18 protein-coding genes, 2 tRNA genes and 1 pseudogene are annotated in these 21,395 nt (G+C 64.2%); 8 read left to right on the forward strand and 13 right to left on the reverse strand.

Annotated features, from left to right (window positions below; genetic code table 11):
* Window positions 1-67 precede the first annotated feature (67 nt).
* The 3 genes from GO608_RS15050 to GO608_RS15060 all read right to left on the reverse strand — a co-directional run bounded on the left by GO608_RS15050 (window position 68) and on the right by GO608_RS15060 (window position 1,840).
* Window positions 68-217, reverse strand: a complete 150-nt coding sequence (locus GO608_RS15050; RefSeq protein WP_168953719.1) for a lmo0937 family membrane protein — start codon at window positions 215-217, stop codon at window positions 68-70.
* A 186-nt stretch (window positions 218-403) separates the two neighbouring features.
* The gene (locus tag GO608_RS15055) at window positions 404-1,162 is read right to left on the reverse strand and encodes a Crp/Fnr family transcriptional regulator (protein WP_169198179.1); all 759 of its coding nucleotides are present in this window, start codon (window positions 1,160-1,162) and stop codon (window positions 404-406) included.
* Window positions 1,163-1,510: 348 nt separating this feature from the next.
* Window positions 1,511-1,840 (reverse strand): hypothetical protein, encoded by a 330-nt coding sequence (locus tag GO608_RS15060; RefSeq protein WP_169198178.1) that lies wholly within the window; start codon window positions 1,838-1,840, stop codon window positions 1,511-1,513.
* 624 nt (window positions 1,841-2,464) lie between these two features.
* Between GO608_RS15060 and norV the strand changes: the two genes are divergently transcribed.
* Entirely contained in the window at window positions 2,465-5,128 is a 2,664-nt protein-coding gene (gene norV / locus GO608_RS15065) for an anaerobic nitric oxide reductase flavorubredoxin (protein ID WP_169198177.1), read from the forward strand.
* A 228-nt stretch (window positions 5,129-5,356) separates the two neighbouring features.
* Entirely contained in the window at window positions 5,357-5,824 is a 468-nt protein-coding gene (locus GO608_RS15070; RefSeq protein WP_169198176.1) for an Rrf2 family transcriptional regulator, read from the forward strand.
* Between the two features lie 46 nt (window positions 5,825-5,870).
* On the opposite strand, the gene GO608_RS15075 is transcribed toward GO608_RS15070, so the two are convergent.
* Window positions 5,871-6,707 (reverse strand): DODA-type extradiol aromatic ring-opening family dioxygenase, encoded by an 837-nt coding sequence (locus GO608_RS15075; protein WP_211159333.1) that lies wholly within the window; start codon window positions 6,705-6,707, stop codon window positions 5,871-5,873.
* Window positions 6,708-6,793: 86 nt separating this feature from the next.
* Here GO608_RS15075 and GO608_RS15080 point away from each other — a divergent pair, with 86 nt between their 5' ends.
* Window positions 6,794-7,894: a DUF3616 domain-containing protein gene (locus tag GO608_RS15080; protein WP_169198175.1), complete on the forward strand. Its 1,101-nt coding sequence runs from the start codon at window positions 6,794-6,796 to the stop codon at window positions 7,892-7,894.
* 215 nt (window positions 7,895-8,109) lie between these two features.
* On the opposite strand, the gene GO608_RS15085 is transcribed toward GO608_RS15080, so the two are convergent.
* Window positions 8,110-8,186 (reverse strand) — tRNA-Met (locus GO608_RS15085).
* 230 nt (window positions 8,187-8,416) lie between these two features.
* Between GO608_RS15085 and aroD the strand changes: the two genes are divergently transcribed.
* Window positions 8,417-9,199: a type I 3-dehydroquinate dehydratase gene (gene aroD, locus GO608_RS15090; RefSeq protein ID WP_169198174.1), complete on the forward strand. Its 783-nt coding sequence runs from the start codon at window positions 8,417-8,419 to the stop codon at window positions 9,197-9,199.
* 57 nt (window positions 9,200-9,256) lie between these two features.
* Here the strand turns inward: aroD and GO608_RS15095 are convergent, their stop codons facing one another.
* Window positions 9,257-10,153 (reverse strand): ketopantoate reductase family protein, encoded by an 897-nt coding sequence (locus GO608_RS15095; protein WP_169198173.1) that lies wholly within the window; start codon window positions 10,151-10,153, stop codon window positions 9,257-9,259.
* Window positions 10,154-10,377: 224 nt separating this feature from the next.
* On the opposite strand from GO608_RS15095, the gene GO608_RS15100 reads away from it, so the two are divergent.
* Window positions 10,378-10,740: a YajD family HNH nuclease gene (locus GO608_RS15100; RefSeq protein ID WP_169198172.1), complete on the forward strand. Its 363-nt coding sequence runs from the start codon at window positions 10,378-10,380 to the stop codon at window positions 10,738-10,740.
* A 74-nt stretch (window positions 10,741-10,814) separates the two neighbouring features.
* On the forward strand, window positions 10,815-11,594 hold the full coding sequence (locus tag GO608_RS15105; protein WP_211159332.1) for an alpha/beta hydrolase: 780 nt from the start codon (window positions 10,815-10,817) through the stop codon (window positions 11,592-11,594).
* 43 nt (window positions 11,595-11,637) lie between these two features.
* Here GO608_RS15105 and GO608_RS15110 read toward each other — a convergent pair whose 3' ends face one another.
* Window positions 11,638-12,180: a hypothetical protein gene (locus GO608_RS15110; RefSeq protein ID WP_169198171.1), complete on the reverse strand. Its 543-nt coding sequence runs from the start codon at window positions 12,178-12,180 to the stop codon at window positions 11,638-11,640.
* Between the two features lie 55 nt (window positions 12,181-12,235).
* On the reverse strand, window positions 12,236-14,971 hold the full coding sequence (locus GO608_RS15115) for a cation-transporting P-type ATPase (protein ID WP_169198170.1): 2,736 nt from the start codon (window positions 14,969-14,971) through the stop codon (window positions 12,236-12,238).
* A 235-nt stretch (window positions 14,972-15,206) separates the two neighbouring features.
* Here GO608_RS15115 and GO608_RS15120 point away from each other — a divergent pair, with 235 nt between their 5' ends.
* Entirely contained in the window at window positions 15,207-16,091 is an 885-nt protein-coding gene (locus GO608_RS15120) for a universal stress protein (RefSeq protein ID WP_169198169.1), read from the forward strand.
* A 121-nt stretch (window positions 16,092-16,212) separates the two neighbouring features.
* Here the strand turns inward: GO608_RS15120 and GO608_RS19705 are convergent.
* Window positions 16,213-16,350: pseudogene (locus tag GO608_RS19705) on the reverse strand (IS21 family transposase); the annotation flags it as partial.
* A 248-nt stretch (window positions 16,351-16,598) separates the two neighbouring features.
* Between GO608_RS19705 and GO608_RS15125 the strand changes: the two are divergent.
* The gene (locus GO608_RS15125) at window positions 16,599-17,033 is read left to right on the forward strand and encodes a nucleoside deaminase (RefSeq protein WP_247003180.1); all 435 of its coding nucleotides are present in this window, start codon (window positions 16,599-16,601) and stop codon (window positions 17,031-17,033) included.
* A 307-nt stretch (window positions 17,034-17,340) separates the two neighbouring features.
* Here the strand turns inward: GO608_RS15125 and GO608_RS15130 are convergent.
* The 4 genes from GO608_RS15130 to GO608_RS15145 all read right to left on the reverse strand — a co-directional run bounded on the left by GO608_RS15130 (window position 17,341) and on the right by GO608_RS15145 (window position 21,394).
* A tRNA-Thr gene (locus tag GO608_RS15130) sits at window positions 17,341-17,416 on the reverse strand.
* 99 nt (window positions 17,417-17,515) lie between these two features.
* Window positions 17,516-18,694, reverse strand: a complete 1,179-nt coding sequence (locus tag GO608_RS15135) for an HD-GYP domain-containing protein (RefSeq protein WP_247003182.1) — start codon at window positions 18,692-18,694, stop codon at window positions 17,516-17,518.
* Window positions 18,695-18,746: 52 nt separating this feature from the next.
* Window positions 18,747-19,526 carry a Crp/Fnr family transcriptional regulator gene (locus GO608_RS15140; protein ID WP_169198167.1) on the reverse strand — a complete coding sequence of 260 codons (780 nt, stop codon included), beginning with the start codon at window positions 19,524-19,526 and terminating at the stop codon, window positions 18,747-18,749.
* Window positions 19,527-19,528: 2 nt separating this feature from the next.
* Window positions 19,529-21,394, reverse strand: a complete 1,866-nt coding sequence (locus GO608_RS15145) for a nitric oxide reductase activation protein NorD (protein WP_169198166.1) — start codon at window positions 21,392-21,394, stop codon at window positions 19,529-19,531.
* Window position 21,395: the final 1 nt, after the last annotated feature.

Genomic DNA, 21,395 nt, shown 5'->3' on the forward strand with positions numbered 1-21,395 from the left:
TGGCGGCGGTGGCGCGACCTTCGTGACAGTGGATGCCTGATGAATCGGCTTGCGGGCCGAAGCACCGCTACAGCACTTTGCGACCGCTGATGATTCTGAGCAGCACGATCACGACCGCGACCACCAGCAGGATGTGGATGAATCCCCCGATCGTGGTCGAAGTGACCAGCCCGAGTAGCCACAGGATCAGCAGTACGACTGCAATGGTATAAAGCATGAGATTCTCCTTGTCCGTCGGGTTGAGATGCCAGGATCCGGGCGGCGGCACGGGATTCGGGAGCGTGGGGGGTGTGGGCGATCGACAGGGATGCCGGAAGTGCCGCCGGCCGTAGGCGTATCAATATTCGATTCGATCCCGGGCGTCTGTCTGCCAGCGCACACAACGGCGATGCTCGCCGGAGATCTACCTTGCGGAAACGTCGCCGTCCTGGCAATCCTGCGACGGCGGAAGCAGGCGATCGCATTCCGCTCTGACCACTGCATAGCATTCGCAGGCCCGTACCTCCAGCCCCGGGCGGTCGAGCACGGTGATGTGGCCTCGGTGGTACGCAATCAAGCCTGCCTTGTGCAGGTTTCCGGCAGCTTCCGAGACGCCCTCGCGGCGCACGCCGAGCATGTTGGCGATCAGCTCCTGGGTCATGAGCAACTCGTTCGACGGGAGGCGATCGAGGCTCAGCAGCAACCAGCGGCATAGCTGCTGGTCGAGAGAATGGTGACGGTTGCACACTGCCGTCTGCGCCATCTGGGTCAGCAGCGCCTGGGTGTAACGAAGCAGCAAATCGTGAAAGACGCCCGAGCGACGCCCTCCGGTACGTTCGAATTCATCCTTCAGCAGCTGGCCTTTCAATTGGAATGCGTGGCCGGCACTTTGCACGACGGCACGGCTCGGCGTGGTCTCGCCGCCCATGAAGAGGGAAATGCCGACAATGCCTTCGTTGCCGACCACGGCGATCTCGGCCGAGGCGCCGTCCTGCATGACATAGAGCAGTGACACGATCGCGTCGGTAGGGAAATAGACGTAATGCATCTGGGCGCCGGACTCGTAAAGCACTTTGCCGAGCGGCATCGGGACCCATTCCAGGCTCGGTAGGAGGCGCGCGTAGTCCTGCGCGGGAAGGGCAGCGAGAAGGCGATTCCGACGGGGATCGTGAGTGCCAGGCATGATGGATCTCCCGATCGTCAGGCGTTATCAATACGCATCCACATTGTGGCTGAATGAATCCTGACGGCCTTCACAGTATAGGTGCAACGCCGGTTCGGGAGCCGTCGGACTGCACAGAGGGGACTCCGAAGATCGGGCGGCTGCGTCCGCCATCCTCACCTGTAGTACTTCGCTCCCGCGGATTTCCACGGCCTGCCGCCTGCGCCGATTTGCGCGGCGCTGTTCTTTTCCGACCGGCCGGACCTGAAGATCGGCAGGGAGATGGTGTCGTTTCCAAATCGCGGGAAGAGGCAAAACCCGAGCGGGTGCCGGGTTTTGCCTATGAGGAGCACAGCTCCTTTCCAGCGGTTACGGCCACTGATAGAAGCTCGCGTGCCGCCCCAGCGCTTCCGGGTCGTTCCGGAAAGCGATCAGCTCCTGATGGACCTGGGCGCGCGTTTTTCCTTCCGCGCCCGCGGGCGTCTTCATGTCGAGCACCCACACGGCTTCACCTTCGACACGGCGCCACCCATTCATTGCCGGCTCGTTCTGGAATCCGGCGGTCGCGTGCATAACATGATTGTGTGACGCCGCTTCGGCTCCGATGCGCACCGGTGCCGATGAAGAATCCGCGATCGCAACGGAGGCGCCCAATGCGGCGACAAGAGCGATACCCGTGCTTTTCAGATATTTCTGCATTTTTAACCCCAAAGATAGTGTAACGATTAACAGGATTGAAATAGTGGCGCAATTCAGTTGCGTCGTGATTAAGAATAAGCGCCGCTGTGATTGCGCACTTTGATTTAGATTATTTTTTGCAAATCACGATTAAACCGACATTGCATCAGGGAAATTTGTCCGCAAACAGACAACGAGTCATGCCGGCGATAAAGTGCGGGAATATCCCTTTCAGCTTTGCGGGAAAAAAACGATGATGCCGCAATGGGATTGATGATAGAGGAATAATGTCACGAGCGGAGCTGTCGCTGGAATTGACGAGGATCAATTTAAATCCTTGAAAATTGCGATTATGGGCAGCATGTGGAAATTACTTGAATTTGAAGTTGCAAGAAATATACATCTTCTGATAGCCTGCAATCCTTGCTTTTGGCGGAGCTGACAGACTTACGGATCAGCTTACAGCGGCGGAATGGCAGGCTTTAAGCGGCGTATGAACAAAACAACAATGCATATTGCCGTCTCCATGTCGTTCCGGGTAATGCAAGCAACTATGATAAGAAGCATGTATAATATTTATTAAAAATCCATGGTTTGTGCCCTGTATTTCAGGGGCCGAAACCTTTATCGAATTAGGAGTGTGCAATGTCGTTTGCTGTGAAAAGTAATATCACGTGGGTCGGAAAACAGGATTGGGAACTGCGTGAATTCCATGGTGCGGAATACTCGACGCACAAGGGATCGAGCTATAACAGCTATCTCGTGCGCGAGGAAAAGGTCGCGTTGATCGATACGGTCTGGAGCCCCTACGCGCAGGAGTTCGTCGACAATCTGGAAAAGGAAATCGATCTCCACAAGATCGACTACATCATTGCGAACCACGCCGAAATCGACCACAGCGGCGCTTTGCCGGCATTACTGGCGAGGATTCCCGACACGCCGATCTACTGCACTGAAAACGGCGTCAAGTCCCTGAAAGGACACTTTCACAAGGACTGGAATTTCAAGGTCGTCAAGACCGGGGATACGCTGGATCTGGGCAACGGCAAGCAGTTCGTCTTCGTCGAAGCCCCGATGCTGCATTGGCCGGACAGCATGATGACGTACCTCGCCGGGGATGCGGTGCTGTTCAGCAACGACGCCTTCGGCCAGCACTACGCGAGCGAGCAGATGTTCAACGACCTCGTTGACCAGGAGGAATTGCGCGCCGAGTGCCTCAAGTACTACGCGAACATCCTCACGCCGTTCAGTGCCCGTGTTACCGCGAAGATCCACGAAGTGCTGTCGTTCAAGCTGCCGCTGGAAATGATCTGCACGTCGCACGGCATCATCTGGCGCGACAATCCGGCACAGATCGTGGAGCAATACCTGGCGTGGGCCGACGATTACCAGGAAAACCAGATCACGCTGATCTACGACACGATGTGGAACGGCACCCGTCAGATGGCAGAGGCGATCACCAAGGGGATCCGTTCGGCCGACCCCTCGGTGGAAGTCAAGATGTTCAACCTGGCCATCTCCGACAAGAACGACGTGCTGACCCAGGTGTTCAAGTCGAAAGGCATTCTGGTCGGTTCTCCGACCGTCAACAACGGCATGTTGCCCCAGGTCGCAGCGCTGCTCGAAGAAATGCGGGGCCTGCGTTTCCGCGGCAAGCACGCGGCCTCGTTTGGCAGCCATGGCTGGAGCGGCGGCGCCGTGGACCGAATCGGCCAGCGCTTGGAGGAGGCGGGCTTCAAGGTTAGCGGCGGGATCGAAGCGGTCTGGAAGCCGACCGATGGCGCGCTCGACGAATGCCTCGCATTCGGCCGGCGCATTGCGCAGCAATGGCGTGGCGAACACGCACCTGTCCAGGCAGGGGAGAACGCTCCTGCATCCGCATTCGCCCGGTCGCCGGCCCGCCCGGCCGCAAATCCCGTTGCGGCAGCGACTGCGACCCCGAACGTCGTCGCGGCTGACGGCGGTTCGATGCGGTGCCGGACCTGCGGCTGGGTTTATGACCCGGCAAAGGGAGAATCGGGGCAGGGCGTCCATGCCGGCACGCCGTGGTCCGCGGTGCCGGAAACGTTCCTGTGCCCCGAATGCCTCCTCGGCAAATCCGAGTTCGAGCCGCTGCATCCGCACCGCGACGGTGCGGCGGACGCTTCCAGGGGGGACGGACTCCAGCCCGCGCCGGTCGTGATCATTGGCGGCGGCAGCGCCACTTATCAGCTGGTCCGTGCTTTCCGGGCGCAGGATCAGGACACGCCAGTGCTGGTGATCACCGCCGACGCTGGTGCCGACTATCCAAAGCCCCAACTGGTCCATGGCTTCAGCCGCAAGCTCGGGCCATCGGATCTGGTGCAGCGTTCGCCGGAAGAACTCGCCCGCGAGTTCAACGTCACGATCAAGACGCATACGCGGGTGGATTCGATCGACGCCGAGGCGAAGACGATCAGTTTCGGCGGCGAAATCCAGCCTTACAGGGATCTCGTCCTCGCGCTCGGGGCGACTCCGTGGATCCCTCCGCTCGAAGGAAACGCCGTCGATCGGGTGATCACGCTGAACAATCTCTCGGACTATGAAACCTATCTGCACCAGCTCTCACGGGGAACGCGGGTGTTGGTGATCGGAGCGGGCCTGACCGGCACCGAGGTCGCGCTCGATCTGGCCGAAGGCGGGCAGCAGGTGTGGCTGACCGACGTCGCCCCCCGTACGCTTGCCAAGGTGTTGCCCGAGTTCGTCAGCCAGGAACTGGAAGCGAGGCTGGTGCAGAAGGGGTGCCGGCTGCATCTGGGCCAAAACATCGTGTCGATCGACTCGAGCGCCGGAGGGGTCACCGTGCGGCTTTCGGACGGGGAAACGTTTGAAGTGGACACGGTGTTGGTGGCAGCGGGAGTGCGGCCGCGCGTCGAACTCGCGAAAGCGGCCGGCCTCCAGGTCAATCGGGGAATCCAGGTCGATCCGCAGTTGCAGAGCAGCAGCGCGCACATCTATGCGCTGGGCGACTGCGCCGAGATCGAAGGGCGGGTGCTGCCGTTCATGCATCCCCTGTCGCTGGCGGCCCAGGCGCTGGCGAAAACGCTCGCCGGCGAGCGTACCGGGTTGCGCCTGCCTGCAATGCCGACGATGGTGAAAACGCCCGCGATGCCGATCCAGGTCGGTGGTGTGACGGTCGCCGACGGCCTTCAATGGACGGTGGAGGCCGATGAAACCGGCCTGACGGGCAAGGCGGTCAATGACGAGGGCGAATTTGTCGGCTATGTCGTAACCGGCAAGCATCTGGGCAACGGCATGGCGCTGCTGCAACAGCTGCCCGCACTGCTCTGAGGCCTGTCCGCGCTATCGACGAGCGCGGCGTCGCTTTCGCTGACGAGCGGAAACGGGACGCGGGCGGCCCGGAAGGGTCGCTCGCTCCTCATAAGCTGCATCATAGATACACCTATCTGGCGACCGCGTGGTAATCTGACATGTACGGCCGATTGCCCGGTCCGTCCTGTCTGGGTCTGTGGTGCAGCGGGAAGGGGGCAGAAGTGCCGGGACATGCAAGGGCCCGCGATGCAACTGACCCGATACACCGATTACGCGTTCCGCACGCTGATTTTCCTCGGACTGCAAAAACCCGCCGAACTGGTAACGATCTCCATCGTGTCGGAGCATTTCGACATTCCCCGCAATCACCTGGTCAAGATCGTGAACCACCTCGCCAAGCTGGGCTATATCGAAGCTCTCAGAGGGAAAGGCGGCGGCATTCGCCTGAATCGTCCGGCGACGAAAATCAACTTGCGCGCCGTGGTTGAGGCCGTCGAGGAGACGCTGACGCCGGTAAACTGCCACGAGCCGACCTGCCGAATCCTGCCGTCATGCCGGCTGGTTGGCATCATGGACGAGGCGCAGGAAGCGTTCCTGGCAGTGCTCGGGAAATACCACCTGAGCGATCTTCAGCAAGAGCCGCAACGTCTCGAGAAATTGCTCAGGTGGTTTCCTCCTGCGCAAGAAAGGAGCGCGCACGTCGCGCACTCCTGAACCGCGCCTCGAAGCAATGCCCGCCGGCAGCAGTCGTGTCGTCGCTTCAGCCGAACCGAAAAGCGGAAAGCGTGGTTTCGAGCACGCGATCCGAGAAGACCCGCTGACCCCCGTCCTCGCCGGCGGCACCGGCGACCACCATCAGCGGCAGCAGATGCTCTTCGGCCTGCAGCGGGTGCGAAAGACGGGCTGAAGGCGCGTGCGCCCAATCGACCAGCGCCTGATGACGGGATTGCGGCGGCGCCTCGACTGCAGCCGTGAGCCAACCGTCGAACTCGTCGGACACGGGCCCGAAATGGGGGTCGCCGTAACCCCGCATATTGTGAAAACTCATGCCGCTGCCGACGATGAACACCCCTTCATCACGCAACGCCGCGAGTGCCTGGCCTGCCTGCAGATGCGCCAGCGGATCGAGATCCCGACGCAGCGACAGTTGCACCACCGGGATATCGGCAGCCGGGAACATCAGCTTCAACGGAATGAACATGCCGTGATCGAAGCCGCGATGGGGGTCCGTTTTCGCCGGGAGCTGCGCCTGGCCGAGCAGCGCGGCAATCCGTTCCGCGAGGCGGGGCTCGCCCGGCGCGTCATAGCGCAGTTCGTACGTGTGCGGCGGGAAACCGTGGTAGTCGTAGATCAGCTCCGGTCGTGCGCCGCTGGTGACGCTGAACACGGACTCCAGCCAGTGCGCTGAAACGAGGACCACGGCTTGCGGGCGTTGCGGCAGGGTGCCGGCCACGCTCTTGAGGAAGCCCGCCATCGCGTCCCATGCCGTGGGCGGGTTCCAGTCCATGAAGAAGCAAGGGCCGGCACCATGGGGAATGAACAGGGTCGGCATCCGGGAATCGATGCGCGTGGGAACGGCTTGCGTAGTTGCTGACATATGCGCCACTCTCCTGGGGGAAACGCAAACGCTGCGAAAGTACCACTTGCGGCGCCGCCCGGTTGCATCCTGCTGAGGTGAAACCCATGCCCAATTCACGCATCGGCAACGCGGTACGTCTGGAATTCTCGCCGGGCTCACTCGTCCACACCAACCTCTCGGGGGCCGCTTTTTCGGGGGACTGGTTGTGGGTCGCCGGTGACGAAGCCTGCGGCATCGGTCGTCTGCGGCGTCTCGATCCGCTCGGCACGGAAGCGTTGCGGTACGGCGATCCCTCCAATGTCTCCCTTGCCGACCTGCTGGACCTGCCCGGCGATCCCGACGAAGAGGCCGACCTGGAGGGAATGGCGGTCGTCGACGGCTACCTCTGGGTGGTCGGCTCGCACGGGCTCAAGCGCAAGAACCCGAAGGCCCATCGATCGCATGCCGATAACGCGAAGCGGCTCGCGAAAGTGACGCTCGACGCGAACAGAAGGATGCTCGCGCGTCTTCCGATCGAGCCCGATCGGCACGGCGTGCCGTGTCTCGTGCGCGAAGCCAGCGACGGGCGTCGCGCACAAAAGCTCGCCGGGGATGCCCGCTCGAACGAACTGACCGCGCTGCTCGACGATGACCCTCATTTCGGGCCGTACCTGAACCTTCCCGGCAAGGACAATGGCTTCGACATCGAGGGGCTCGCGGTGGATGGGAAGCGCCTGTTGCTGGGGCTGCGAGGCCCGGTGCTGCGAGGCTGGGCCGCTTTGCTCGAGATCGCTGTCGAGGCGCATGGCGAAGACTTGCGGCTGGCGCCGCTCGACGACAGCAACACGCTCATCCGCAAGCATTTCCTGCAACTCGAAGGCCTCGGCATCCGCGACCTGCACTTTTCCGGAGACGATCTGCATCTCCTCGCCGGGCCGACGATGGTGCTCGACGGCGACATTCGCGTTTTCAGGTGGGCAAACGCCCGTTCCGTGCTGGCCGAGAACCGCGAGCCGGTGCGTTTCGAAGCCGCCTTGCCGCAGCGGCTGTCCCTGCCGCACGGACGGGGCATCAACCGGGCCGAGGCTATTTGCGAGGTGCCACGCGAGCTCGGTCTGCCCGCGCCGGGATGGATCGTCCTCTACGATTCGCCCGACTCCGCGCGTAAGGATGGCGAATGCACGGTATTCGGCGACCTGCTGCTTCGGCGCGCAGCGCGACGGTGAGCCGGCCGGCGTCGAGCGGGAACCCGGAATCATGTCCGGCCGGGTCGCGAAAAAACGTTCAAGTCGTTGCACTGTTCCGTGGTCCGTTCCTACGGAACGGAGCGTGACGGCAACCCGTAGCACGGTGAGCAGGGAACAAGTGTGGGCACCGCGTCCAGCGACCCCAAAAGCAAAAAACCCAGCCACCGTGAGTGATTGGGTTTTCTGTACTTTTTTGGTTGCGGGGGCAGGATTTGAACCTGCGACCTTCGGGTTATGAGCCCGACGAGCTGCCAGACTGCTCCACCCCGCGTCGGAGAAACAGAACTATAGTCGACATCACGGATGCCGTCAATGAATGTTGCCGAAAAATGTCGAGACAGGCGGGGCGCCGGCTACAAGGAACGGGCGGGCGACGCTATGCTGTCGGCCGGCCGGATTTGTGCGCGAGCTGTGTTTTCGGGAATCCCGGCATTCCTCCGTCACAGGCTCAGCCGCTGCCCGATCCCGGACCTGTTTGAGATTTCAAGGAATCTACCCCCCATGGCAATGACGAGGTCGCTCGAAGTGAAAGGCCAGCTGGTGGCCGGTGGCAAGGAGCCGTTGATCTGCGCGCCGCTCGTCGGCAGGGACGAAGCGGCGGTGCTGCACGAGCTGGAAGTGATCGTCGCGAAGCGGCCGGATCTCCTCGAGTGGCGAGTGGATTTCTATTCCGGGATTTCCGACGTCGGCCGTGTCGTCGAACTCACGAAGGAGATCCGCACGCGTTCGGCCGGCATTCCGGTCATTTTCACGCGCCGCTCGACCCGCGAAGGCGGTGAGCCGATCGACCTCTGTGAGGACGAAGTGCTGTCGATGTACCGGGAGGTCGCGCGTTCGGGCGCGGTCGACTTCCTCGACTACGAGTTGAGTAGCGAGCCGGAGCATTTCGAGCAGGCCGTCGCGCTCGCCCGCGAGACCGGCACGAAGCTCATCGCGTCTTTTCACGATTTCGAAAAGACGCCGCCGGCCGACGCGATCGTCGCGAAGCTCGTGGGGATGGAGAAAGCGGGGGCCGACATCGCGAAGATCGCGGTGATGCCGCAGGGGCTCGAGGACGTGCTGACGCTGCTGCAGGCGACCCTGGAAGCGCAGAAGACGATTTCGCTTCCGGTCATCAGCATGTCGATGGGCGCTTATGGTTCGCTGAGCCGCCTGTTCGGCTGGGTGTTCGGCTCGTCGGTAAGCTTCGCCGTCGGCCAGCAAGCTTCCGCGCCGGGACAGGTGCCGATCGAGGACCTGAGGACGGTGCTCGAAGTCCTGCAGCGCTCGCTCAAGGGCGGATAAGTCCGGCCGCGCGGAGCGGCTTTCCGCGCGTACCGGCTAGGATGGCCTGCCGGATTTTCAGCCGGCCTGCCGCGCTTCGAGCAGCTTGACCAGGCTGTGCAGGACGCGGTTGACGGGCGTCGCAATGCCGAAGGCTTCGCCCTTGCGCAGCACGTAGCCGTTGAGGTAGTCGATCTCGCTGCGCTTGCCGCGTGCGAGATCCTGCGCAGTGGAGGAGAACTGCGTCGGCATCGTGCGCGCGATATGCTGCACTGCGTCCCAGGGGTCTCCCGGCACTTTCACGCCTTCAGCCTGCGCGACGGCGAGGCACTCCCGCACGACGTCGCGCATCACGTCTTCGACTCCTTCGCCGCGCACGAGGCGACCGTAAGGCAGTTGCGTGATCGCGGACAGCGCGTTGTAGGCGCAGTTGAGGATCAGCTTGGCCCACAGCGCGCCCATGACGTTGTCCGAGATCTGCACCGGCACGGCGGCTTCGGCGAACAGCTTGGCCAGCGCTTCGCTCGAGGCCGACGGGCCGATCACCAGTTCGCCACGTCCATGGTGTTTGACGTGGCCCGGAGCGGCCATTTCGGTCGCGACATAGACGACTGCCGGTGCCACCTCGCGTCCGAGCAGCGCCTGCAGCCGCGATGCGTTGTCGACGCCGTTTTGCAGGCTCAGCAGCAGTGCGGCGGGTGCAAGATGCGGCGCCATTTGCGCCGCTGCATCGGCGGTATCCGTCGACTTCACGCAACACAGCACGAGTTGCGCTCCCCGCACGGCTGCCGGATCGGTGCTCGCCCGCATCGGCACATGGGCCTGGAAAGTCTGCGTATCGAGGAACAGCCCGTCGCGCTGCACTGCCTCGACATGCGGCGCCCGCCCGATCAGGACCACGTCGTGACCTGCGCGGGCGAGCATCCCGCCGTAGTAGCAGCCGACCGCGCCGGCACCCATCACTGCAATATCCATCCTGCTCGCTCCAAAGTCGCGCCTCGAACTGCGAGGCGGGTCTCATCATTCATGATTGTCGTAGGCGCTCATGGTAACGCCGTCGCGCGCGAGAGGAGATTCGGGCGGGCGAGCTCCTTGCTCCGGAGAAGCAAGTCGATCGCCGGTCGTGCCCGGGGTATTTGAATCGCCTCGCTTGCCGCGCGACAATGACTCGACACGGTCATTTCGCGGGAGCAGTCGAGATGAGCAAGCCGGATCACGAGCGGCTCGACCGGCTCGTCGCCGAAGCGCGACGCGCCCGGGAGCAGCGCGAGCAAGGGTATCGGGAGCGGGCGCTCAAGATCTACCCGTGGATCTGCGGCCGTTGCGCACGCGAATTCACGCGCGAGAACGTGCACCAGCTCACTGTGCATCACCGCGATCACAACCACGACCACAATCCGCCCGACGGCAGCAACTGGGAACTGCTCTGCGTGTATTGCCACGACGCCGAACATTCGCGAGTTCTCGATTGCGCAGGGCGCAGCGCCGGGGGCGAGGAACTTTCCCCCGCCACGCATCAGCCGTTCGCGGATCTGAAATCGCGGCTGAAAGGGGGTACATAGCGCAGTCACACGAGGCGCAACGCGTCGGCTGGCGCAGCCCGGGCTCGCACGAGGCGAAAGTGCTCTTTCGAACGATGCTGCGGCTCGTCATTGCCTCTCTGATCATGATTGCCGGGGTCACCATGTTCCAGGACCGTTGGCTTTATTTCCCCGACACGGCCACGCTGGGTGAGGTCGTGTCCGACCGGCTGCGCGCGTGGCCGACGCCTGAGGACTTTCGCGGCCTCATCGCCGAGCCCGCGGGCGCCGCGCGCGCCACGGCAATCGTCTTTCACGGCAACGCCGGACATGCCGGCCATCGGAACTTCTACGCGGCCGTGCTCGCGAGGCTGGGGTTGCGCGTGATCCTGGCCGAGTATCCGGGTTACGGTCCGCGTGGCGGCAGGGTAGGCGAACAGAATCTGGTCGCCGATGCCGAACATACCGTCGCGCTCGCCCATCGCCTGCACGGCGGGCCGCTGCTGCTCATCGGCGAATCACTCGGCGCCGGCGTCGCGGCGGCGACGAGCGCGAGTCAGCGCGACAGGATTGCCGGGTTGCTGCTCATCACGCCTTGGGACCGACTCGAGAACGTCGCGACGTTCCACTATCCGTGGCTGCCCGTGCAATGGCTGCTGCACGACCGATACGACAACGTCGCCCATCTGGCGTCGTTCGACCGCCCGGTGCTGGTCGTCGTCGCAGAGCAGGACAGCATTGTCCCCGCCCGCTTCGGCGCCGCCCTTTATCGGGCGCTCGGGGACCCCAAGCGGCTGGCGGTGGTGGAGGGCGCGGAACACAACGACTGGGTCGATCACGTGGATGAGCATTGGTGGCGCGACGCGATCTCGTTCCTGCTCGAGGAATCGCGGTGATCGACTCGGGATGTGCCGGGCGAGTGCCGCGGTCCGCTTCAGGTCAATCCCCGTTATCGGGGTGATCGGAATCCAGATCCGAGCTGCTTGAATCCGGCAGCAGGGTTTCGAGCCACGCGTTCGCGCTGGTCGTCGTCAGCTTGAACCCGGCCTCCACGCGCAGCGCGGCCAGTTCCTCGCCGGTGGCATCAAACGCCGCGAGCAATGCGTGCGGATCGAATTCGCCGGGGACGATGTCGAGCGTGACGCTGATCCGCCCGGAAGGCGTGTTCACCGTGACCTTCTTGTGGAACATCGCGTGCCGTTGCTGCTCGTGGCGGCGCAGGACCTCCGAAGCGGTCTTGACGAGCGTGTTGAACGCGTTGACGTCGAGCGGCTTCGGGTTCTTCTTGTCGCGCCCCATTGTCCACGGCCCGACCAGGGCTGGCTCGGGTTCGCCGTCCATGATCATCTCGACCGCCCATCCTTCGTCGTCTTCGTTCTTGATGACGCGCGCAGTCCATCCGTCGTCACGCCACAGCCGTGCTTCCTTGACCGAAGGCGGCGAGTCGTCCTCGGCCTCGTCGTTGAGTGCATTCGATGTCATGCGTCGATTTTACGTCCTGCGGTGCTTGGACGCGCGGTTCCCGCGGTCGCTTCGCTCAAGCCGGTCCTTCGGCCGCAGCCAGCCGTGCCCGCCGCATCACCAATTTCTCCAACTCCGCGATGCAGAACACCAGGAGCCCGGCGGCGACGACTTTGAGCCATTCGATCACCGACAGGTCCGCGGACCCGAAGACCGCCTGCATCGCCGGAGCGTGCGTGAATGCCAGCTGCAGCGGGATGCACGCGGCGATGGCCGCCAACACGTAGCGGTTGCCGGTCAGTCCTTCGCGATTGGTCACCGGCGCAAAAATGTAGCGGCTGTTGACGAGGTAGAACATTTCGGCGACCACCACCGCGTTGACCGCCATGGTGCGGGCGATTTCGAGGCTCGTGCCGTGTGCCAGTTCCCACAGGAACAGGCCGAGTGCGCCGGTCATCATCAGGAACGAGACCATCACGACGCGCCAGATGAAGAAGCCGGAGAGCAGCGCCTCGCGGGGCGGACGGGGCATGCGCGCCATGATGTTCGGCTCCGACGGTTCGAAAGCCAGCGCAAGGCCCAGCGTGCTGGAGGTGACGAGGTTGATCCACAGCACCTGCGCCGGGGTCAGCGGCAGGGTCAGCTCGAACAGGATCGCGGCGATCACGACCAGCGCCTCGCCGCCGTTGGTTGGCAGCATGAACAGGATGAACTTCTTGAGGTTGTCGTAGACCGCGCGGCCTTCGCGCACCGCTGCGGCGATCGTCGCGAAGTTGTCGTCGGCGAGCACCATGTCGGCCGCTTCCTTGGCCGCCTCGGTGCCTTTCATGCCCATCGCGACGCCGACGTCGGCGCGCTTGAGCGCCGGAGCGTCGTTCACCCCGTCGCCCGTCATGGCGACTACCTGGCCGTCGTTCTGCAGTGCCTGCACCAGGCGCAGCTTGTGCTCCGGGCTCGCACGGGCAAAAACATCCACCTCCATCGCCACGCGGCGCAGGGCAGCGTCGTCCATGATCGCGACCTCGGCGCCGGTGACCGCCGGCTTGCCAATGCCGATCGCAAGCTGCGCGCCGATCGCGCGGGCGGTTTCGGCATGGTCGCCCGTGATCATCTTGACGCGGATGCCGGCGCGGTGGCATTCGCCGACGGCATGGATCGCCTCTTCGCGCGGGGGGTCGATGATGCCGACCAGCGCGAGCAGCGTGTAGCCGTCCTCCACGTCGGCAAAACGCAGGTGGTCTTCCGCGGGAGCGGCGCGCTTGCAAGCGAGGCCGAGCAGGCGCAGCCCCTGGGCAGCAGTGTCGGTTGCCATGCGGCGCCAGTAATCGGCGTCCAGCGGGCGCTCGCCGTCGTGACCGAGCTGCTGCGCGCAGATGTCGAGGATGCGTTCCGGTGCTCCCTTGACGAAAATCCACGGGTCGCCGTCGGCGTCGCGGTGGTAGGTGGCCATGAAGCGGTGCTGGGATTCGAACGGGATGCTGTCGCGGCGCGGCCACTCGGAATCCGCGACGTTCCGCGTGAAGCCGGCCTTGTCGCCGAGAACCAGCAGCGCGCCTTCGGTGGGATCCCCTTCGACCCGCCACAGGCCGTCGTCTTCGCGCAGATGCGCGTCGTTGCACAGCACGGCGGCGCGGATCGCCAAAGACAGCGCCGGATAGCGGTCGGTGTCGATGATGTGCCCGTCGACGCTGAAATCGCCGACCGGCGCATAGCCGACGCCCCCGACGTCGAACACGTGGCCCGCGCACACGACGCGCTGCACGGTCATTTCGTTGCGCGTCAGCGTGCCGGTCTTGTCCGAACAGATCACCGTGACCGAGCCCAGCGTTTCGACCGCGGGCAGGCGCCGGACAATCGCGTTGCGCCGCGCCATGCGCTGCACACCGAGTGCGAGCGTGACGGTCATGATCGCCGGCAGTCCCTCGGGAATCGCCGACGCGGCGAGCGCCACGACCATCATGAACATTTCCGAAGCGGGATGACCGCGCCCCAGCGTACCGAGCAGGAACGTCGCCGCCGCGAGGGCGAGAATCGCGATCGCCAGGATGCGGCCGAAACGGTCGATCTGGCGCAACAACGGGGTGCTCAGGGCCTGGATGCCGGTAAGCAGCTCATTGATCTTGCCCAGTTCGGTCGCCCCGCCCGTGCCGACGACGATGCCTTTGGCCTGGCCATAGACGACCAGCGTGCCCGAATAGGCCATGCCGTAGCGATCGCCGAGCGGCGCATCCGCCGCCACCGCTTGCGTCCCTTTTTCGACGGGCAGCGATTCGCCGGTCAGCGCCGCTTCTTCGACGCGCAGCTCATGCACCGAAACCAGGCGCAGGTCGGCCGGAACGCGATCGCCGGAACCGAGCAGCACGAGGTCGCCCGGCACGAGATCGGCCGCGTCGATTTCGCGTCGGTGGCCATCGCGGACCACTGTGGCATGGGGGGACAGCATCGCCCGGATGGCGTCGAGCGCGGCTTCGGCCTTGCCTTCCTGGATGAAGCCGATGATCGCGTTGATCACGACGGCCGCGAGCAGCACGCCGGTATCGACCCAATGGCCGAGCAGGGCGGTGATCACTGCCGCGCCCATCATCACGTAGAGAAGGATGTTGTGGAACTGCATCAGCAGACGCAGCAGCGGGCCGCGGCGCTTCGGCGGGGCGAGCCGGTTCGGCCCGTATTGCGCGAGCCGGCGCCGGGCTTGGGCTTCCGGCAGTCCGCCGTGCGGTGTCTGCAGATGATGTCGGATTTCGTCCGGGTCGAGCGTGTGCCACTGTTCAGGCGCGCGTTCGAAGGACTCGGCCGTTGACCGGTCGTTCATCGGACCGACGCGGCGTGCGGAGCGGGAACGTCCCGCTTGCCCGTCGTTGGTAGGTTGTCCGGGCGAACCTGGGTCATCGGGACTCCTTCGTGCCGGCCTAAGGTAATATCGTGGCCATGTATTGACGCACTGCAGCGAACGCCGGGAAATTCTACCGAGCGATCTGTCCCATGTCGAACGCAACGCCCGTTATGCTCGCGGTATTGCATCTCTTGCCGAATGGAGGGCTGCGGCCATGAATCCCATCAAGCGGCTGCTAGTCGCAACCGATCTTTCCGCTCCGGCGCGTCACGCCGCCGACCGCGCCGCCCTCGTGGCCCGCGAAGTGGGCGCGAGCCTTGACCTGTTCCACGTCGCAAATGTTACGGCGGTGGAAAAGCTCCGCCTCCTCATCGCCGACGTCCCGGCCGAAACCGGACAGCGGGTGCTCGATGCTGCACTGGAAGAAATGCGCGCGCTGGCGGCGAATATGCTGAAGCAGCATGGCATAGCAGCAGGGGTCCAGGTCGCGTCCGGTCCGGTGCTGGCGGAAATCGTCGGCCACGCCGACACGATATCCGCCGATCTCCTCGTGCTCGGGGCAGGCGGCAGCAGTTTCATGCGACATCTGTTAGTCGGCTCCACCGCCGAGCGGATGGTGCGCAAGACGCGCTGGCCGATGCTCATCGCCAAGCAAGCTCCCCACGAGCCTTACCGGACACTGCTCGTGCCCGTCGACTTTTCGTCGTTTTCGTTGCGGGCGCTGCGCAACGCCCAAGCCATCGCGCCCCGGGCGGACGTCGTGTTACTGCATGCGTTCGAGGTGCCTTTCGAGAGCAAGCTGCGATTCGCGGGTATCGAAGACGAACTGCTTGCCCGTTATCGCATCGCCGCCCGGCAGGAGGCGCTGGCGAAACTGCGCGAGCTGCGTGACGAAGCGGGGTTGCCGCTCGAGCGCACGCGCCTGATCGTCGTCCACGGCGACGCGTCGCGGAACATCATCGAACAGGAGCAGGAGCAGGATTGCGACCTGATCGTGATGGGGAAGCACGGCGAAAGCATGCTGGAGGACTTGCTGCTCGGGAGTGTCACCAAGCACGTGCTGACCGAGTCCCAGGGGGACGTGCTGGTGTCCGTCTGAAGCACGGCTTGCAGGGATGAAGCGGCGGAGAGTGCCCGCACCTCCGGCATGCTCCAGTCACTGCCGATCCGCTCGAGCTTGAGCTGCGTGCATAGCGCACCGATCCGTTCGTGCTGAAGGTTCATGCCGTCTCCCCGAGCAGCGCGTCGTAGACCGACAGCGGATGCTGCAGACTCTCGCGCGGCAGAACCCTGCGAGAAGGCGCGGCGGGCGGGGTGAGCGCGGTCGACACCGGTAGCGACGAGAGCGCGGCGCGCTTGTGAGCTTGCAGATAGACCTTCAGCTGCGTCAGCCCCCCTTCCTAGCCGCGCTCGCGGATCTCGCGCCACAACACCACTGCTGGAATCCAACGTGGGCGTGCGGCCTCGATCCGTTCGACGGTGGCACGGCCGCTCGCTTGGGCCATGACGCGACGAGTGGCCGCTTACGGGACCGATGCTCACAGGGCGGCACATCGGCTATATTCCCGAATTATCAGTGGAGGGGTGAGCGACCATGGATCCATTCATGCTGGCGGCCATCGAAGAAGCTCAATCAGGAGGGGCGGAAGGTGGCATTCCGGTCGGATCGGTGATCGTCCATCGCGGAAAAGTTATCGGTCGAGGGCATAACCGAAGGATCCAGCAGGGAAGCGTCATTAGACACGGCGAGATGGATGCCTTCGAAAACGCTGGCCGACAGCCCGCGCAGGTCTATCGCGAGTCGGTGCTTTACACGACCTTGTCGCCCTGCGCGATGTGCAGCGGCGCGATCCTTCTTTATGGCATTCCCAAGGTCGTCGTCGGGGAAAACCTGACCTTTATGGGCGAGGAAGAATGGCTGCGTTCCCGGGGCGTTGAAGTCACCGTCCTTCAGGATCCGGTTTGTATGGATTTGATGCAGACCTTCATCGCCAAAAATCCGGAACTCTGGCATGAGGATATTGGCGAGACGCCGGCTTGAATCGCCATGGGAAGTCAAAGTCTGGCGCTAATACCGACCCTTGATTAGGCATACCGGCAGACCGCTCCACTCAGTTACCTGACCTTGAGCAATTCGAACTGAGAAAGGCCGAATGCGGTCGGGTCCGGCTGTAGCCAGACGGGCGAAGCGGACGCTGGCGCCGGAGTTTGTAGCTGGGACGGCTACCAAGTAGGTCTCGAACGGAACGTTCGTCCGGAAATGCTTAGATTCGGCTACACAGTGGCTACACGATACTCAAAAACTAAAACGCCAACCCCGAGAGGTTGGCGTAACTGATTGATCCTATTGGTGCCGACAATCTGACTCGAACAGATGACCTACCGCTTACAAGGCGGTTGCTCTACCAACTGAGCTATGCCGGCGCGGGCCGGATTATAGCGCAACTCCGGGTGGAGACTCGTACCCCGATCTTCCGGCTGCCGCGCGATTCGCTGTCCCCCGGGGGGCGCGGCAGCGGGGATCTAGTGAGTCCGGGTATCGTCCTGGAAGCGGCGGTAGATCTCTTCGACTTCCTCGCGGCAGTCGAGCAGTGCCGCGACGGTGGGGGCGTAGAGCTTGGCGCCGCCCATCCGGGCGATTTCGTCGAAGGCGTTGTCGAGCGTCCAGGCGGCCTTGTAGCTGCGGGCGCAGGCGAGGGCGTCGAAGACGTCGGCGGTTGCAACGATGCGGGCTTCGAGCGGGATTGCCTCGCCCGCTAGTCCGCTCGGGTAGCCGCTGCCGTCCATGCGTTCGTGATGGGCGCTGACGATATTGCGCAGCATGCCGATGTTCTCGAGGCCGGCAAGGCTGAAATCGTTGATCAGCCGTTCGGCCATCTGCACGCCCATCGCCACGTGCTCGCGCATCACGTCCCGCTCGGCGTCATCGAGCCGTCCGGGTTTGAGCAGAATGCTGTCCGGGACTCCGATCTTGCCGATATCGTGGAGCGCGGCGAACAGGAAAACATGTTCGATGTAGTCGTCGGACAGACCGTGCGCGGGCGCTAGTTCCCGCGCGATCAGGCGTGCGTAGCGCGCCATGCGGTCGAGGTGGGCGCCGGTCTCGAGATCGCGCACATGGGCGAACTGGCTTGCGAGCCGCAGGCCGCCGACGAGCATCTGCACTGTCGCGAGTTCCTGCGTGACGATCATGCCGATGAGATGGCCGGAGAGAAGCAGATCGGCGACGACATCGTCCGGGAAAGCGTCGCGCGTGCGCGAATCGAAGAACAGAAAACCGAGCAGCTGCTCGTTCTGCATGATCGGGACGGTCAGGCTCGACCGGTAGCCTTCGTGGAGCAACCAGCGGGAATGCCGGGAGTCGGGGCTGATCGCAGCGCTCAGGTCGTTGAGGACTCGGGCCTTGCCACTCTGGGCAATGGCGAGAAGCGAAGGCACGTCGGCGAGCGGGCACTCGTAAGCTCGCAGCGAGGTGCCGCTGTCGGTGCTGTCGACGAACGTACGCAGCCGTTTCAGGTCGGGGTCGTAGAGCGCGACCGCGAGGCGTTCGATGAGCGGATGCCGCTCGTGGATACGCTCATGCACGCCGCGCATCTTTGCGGCTACCGAAGAGAAATGCAGGTTGCTCGCCTGGCGAGCTGCCGAGGCGGCGAATTCCTGCCAGCTTACCGGGGCGTCCATAACCTTGACCTCGCGACCCATTTCGGAAATTGCTGCTTCGCTGCCGGGAACGCAGTGTCAAGATCGACAGGAGCTAGAATTGGCCCTGCGTCGTGCGCAGCTTCTCGATATCCGGGATGTGAATCGTGCGTCCCTCGACACAGATTAACCCGGCTTCAATGAGTTCGTGCAGGATGCGGGAGAAATGTTCCTGGGTGAGGTTCAGGCGCGATGCGATCGTGCCTTTGCTGGTCGGGAGGCGCACCGACACGTAACCGCTAGTCCTCGGCTCGCCGTCGATTTCCTCCTGGCGCAGGAGGTAGCCAACGATGCGCTCGCGCCCGGAGCGCAGCGAGTAGGTCTCGACGTCGGCGATCAGGTGGTGCAGGCGGTGCGACAGACCGGCAATGATCTTGCGACAGAACACCGGATCGCGGTCCATCTCGTCGAACACGACACTCTTCGAGATGTGCAGCAGCTTGCAGTCGGTCAGCGCCTGGGCCATCACGACGTAGGGCTTGTCCATGAACATCACCGCCTCGCCGAACGTCTGGCCCGGAAGGATGATCTCGATGACTTTCTCGTGCCCCTCGGCGGACGTGAAAGCGAGCTTGACCTGGCCGGCCAGCACCAGGTGGAAGCCGTGGCAGGGGTCGCCCTTGTGGAAAACCACGCAGCCCCTGTCCACGTTCTGCTCGCGCACGCCGTGAGCGAAGCGGGCGATCTCGGCGGGACTGAAACCGCTGAGGAGCGGCACGTGCACGAGCAGCCTGCACAGGCGGTCGGTCTCGGCGTGCTCTTGCCCGCTCGGGGAACACGCGGTGGAAGAGACGGGTTCGCTTCGGGTTCCGGGCGAACAGGCAATACGCGGCATGATTACCGTGTCAGTTGAGCGTAGAACAGCGGAAGTCGCGCCGGCAACTCCTCGGGCTTGCGAATCACCGCGTAACCGGCCGGGCCGAAGAGGTGCGGCAGGTAACCCGCGCCCTCGCGGTCGATTGTGACACAGAACGGGACGAGGCCCTGTTTGCGCGCTTCGCCGACGGCGACGCGAGTGTCCTCGATGCCGTAGCGTCCTTCGTACAGATCGAGATCGTTCGGCTTGCCGTCGGACAGGATCAGCAGGATGCGCCGCGCGGCCTGTTCGGCTGCGAGCAACTGGCTTGTGCGCCGGATTGCCGCCCCCAGCCGCGTGTAGTAGCCCGGCTTGATCGCGCTGATGCGCCCACGGATGCGATCGTCGAAGCGGTCGTTGAAGTCTTTCAGCCGATGGAAGCGGACCTGGCTGCGCTTGACCGACGAGAATCCGGCCATTGCGAAGCGATCGCCCGTCGCTCCGAGCGCCTCGCCGAACAGCAGCAGCGCGTCGCGGATGACGTCGATGACGCGCGCTTCGCTCGATACCCAGCTGTCGGTCGACAGCGACAGATCGGCGAGCACCATGCAGGCCAGATCGCGTTCGCGTTTTTCGAGCGACAGATAAAGCTGGTCGGACGGATTGCGCCCGACCGCCCGGTCGGTCTGGGCGCGGACCACCGCGTCGAGGTCGAGTTCGGTGCCGTCGGGGCGCGCCTTCAGCCAGCGCCGGCCGGGCTGCAGCGCGGCGAACTGCTGGTGCAGTCGTCGCGCGGTGCGCCGCAGCGGTTCGGGCAGCGGGCAGGGTGGGGCGTCGCGGGCGGCGAGCTCGGCCAGACGCACGTGATCCTGCAGCAACACGCCTTTGCGGTAGTCCCATTCCGGCAGCGGGATGCCGGCGCCGAGCACGATGTCGTCCTCGGCTGCCGAAGGGAGGTCGAGATCGAAGCGCACTTTCGACGCGACGCGGTCCGTGTCTTGCGCGAGCGACAAGTGATCGAGGTCGCGGGCGGCGCTGGCGGCATTCGGGTCCGGCTCGTCGTCGGTGGGCCGGTTGACCCGCAGGAACTCGGCGACCGCAAGCAGGCTTTCGGCGCGGAAGAAGATCAGCAGGCCGTTCTTTTCCTGCGGCATGTCGACCTGCTCCGCACGGTGGGCGTGGCGCTCGTTTTCATCGAACGACGGCGGCCCGCCGTCGGCGGTCTGCTCGGGGTCGGCGCCGGTGTTGCGGCGGCTCGCGGCGGTGCCGGACAGGGAACCGGTGAGCCACAGCAATACCGGCTGCGCGGGGGGTGTTCCGGCTGGGACCGGCGGCAGCGCGCGGACGGTGCCGGGCGCTTCGAGCGCTTGGCGAATCGCACGTTCGCGTTCGGCCTCGGCCGCAGGGAGTTTCTCGGGACGCGGGCGCGTCGGCAGATAGGCCGCGACGAGGCGCCGGTAGCGCGGTTCGATCCCTGGCCACATGTGCAGCGCCGCGCAGGTCGCGAACTGGTTGCAGCGGAAATCGTTGTCGGCCGCGTCCGGCCCATCCGCTTCGATACCGCCGTGCGCGGCGGCGAGCGCGGCGAGCCACAGGTAGAGGTCGCGGTTCAGCGAGCGCTCGGGAAAGGCGTCGATCTCCGGCGGCAGCCGCAGCGTCGAGGCGTCCATGCGTGCCCGGGCGGCCCGCTCGCCGGCGCCCGCGATGCGTTTCAGCAGGCTGCGCCGCGCGCCATGTTCGTCCTCGGTTGCAGCGGCGACGCGCAGGCCGGGATCGCCGCCGAGGGCGCGGAAGAACACGCCGGCGGTGCGCTCGATCTCCTTCAGCTTAACGACAGCTTCGGGATGATTGCCCAGCGCCGTGCGGGTGACCCAGCGGTGCCAGAGTTTGCCAACGGCTTCTTCCATC

Origin of the sequence: Aromatoleum buckelii, from assembly GCF_012910785.2 — a bacterium.
Classification (GTDB): Bacteria; Pseudomonadota; Gammaproteobacteria; order Burkholderiales; family Rhodocyclaceae; genus Aromatoleum; species Aromatoleum buckelii.

What these genes read in the sequence shown, in the direction of transcription:
- GO608_RS15050 (WP_168953719.1), bottom strand. Translation starts at nt 217, where the DNA reads ATGCTTTATACCATTGCAGTCGTACTGCTGATCCTGTGGCTACTCGGG.
- GO608_RS15055 (WP_169198179.1), bottom strand. Translation starts at nt 1,162, where the DNA reads ATGCCTGGCACTCACGATCCCCGTCGGAATCGCCTTCTCGCTGCCCTT.
- GO608_RS15060 (WP_169198178.1), bottom strand. Translation starts at nt 1,840, where the DNA reads ATGCAGAAATATCTGAAAAGCACGGGTATCGCTCTTGTCGCCGCATTG.
- norV (WP_169198177.1), top strand. Translation starts at nt 2,465, where the DNA reads ATGTCGTTTGCTGTGAAAAGTAATATCACGTGGGTCGGAAAACAGGAT.
- GO608_RS15070 (WP_169198176.1), top strand. Translation starts at nt 5,357, where the DNA reads ATGCAACTGACCCGATACACCGATTACGCGTTCCGCACGCTGATTTTC.
- GO608_RS15075 (WP_211159333.1), bottom strand. Translation starts at nt 6,707, where the DNA reads ATGTCAGCAACTACGCAAGCCGTTCCCACGCGCATCGATTCCCGGATG.
- GO608_RS15080 (WP_169198175.1), top strand. Translation starts at nt 6,794, where the DNA reads ATGCCCAATTCACGCATCGGCAACGCGGTACGTCTGGAATTCTCGCCG.
- aroD (WP_169198174.1), top strand. Translation starts at nt 8,417, where the DNA reads ATGGCAATGACGAGGTCGCTCGAAGTGAAAGGCCAGCTGGTGGCCGGT.
- GO608_RS15095 (WP_169198173.1), bottom strand. Translation starts at nt 10,153, where the DNA reads ATGGATATTGCAGTGATGGGTGCCGGCGCGGTCGGCTGCTACTACGGC.
- GO608_RS15100 (WP_169198172.1), top strand. Translation starts at nt 10,378, where the DNA reads ATGAGCAAGCCGGATCACGAGCGGCTCGACCGGCTCGTCGCCGAAGCG.
- GO608_RS15105 (WP_211159332.1), top strand. Translation starts at nt 10,815, where the DNA reads ATGCTGCGGCTCGTCATTGCCTCTCTGATCATGATTGCCGGGGTCACC.
- GO608_RS15110 (WP_169198171.1), bottom strand. Translation starts at nt 12,180, where the DNA reads ATGACATCGAATGCACTCAACGACGAGGCCGAGGACGACTCGCCGCCT.
- GO608_RS15115 (WP_169198170.1), bottom strand. Translation starts at nt 14,971, where the DNA reads ATGAACGACCGGTCAACGGCCGAGTCCTTCGAACGCGCGCCTGAACAG.
- GO608_RS15120 (WP_169198169.1), top strand. Translation starts at nt 15,207, where the DNA reads ATGAATCCCATCAAGCGGCTGCTAGTCGCAACCGATCTTTCCGCTCCG.
- GO608_RS15125 (WP_247003180.1), top strand. Translation starts at nt 16,599, where the DNA reads ATGCTGGCGGCCATCGAAGAAGCTCAATCAGGAGGGGCGGAAGGTGGC.
- GO608_RS15135 (WP_247003182.1), bottom strand. Translation starts at nt 18,694, where the DNA reads ATGGGTCGCGAGGTCAAGGTTATGGACGCCCCGGTAAGCTGGCAGGAA.
- GO608_RS15140 (WP_169198167.1), bottom strand. Translation starts at nt 19,526, where the DNA reads ATGCCGCGTATTGCCTGTTCGCCCGGAACCCGAAGCGAACCCGTCTCT.
- GO608_RS15145 (WP_169198166.1), bottom strand. Translation starts at nt 21,394, where the DNA reads ATGGAAGAAGCCGTTGGCAAACTCTGGCACCGCTGGGTCACCCGCACG.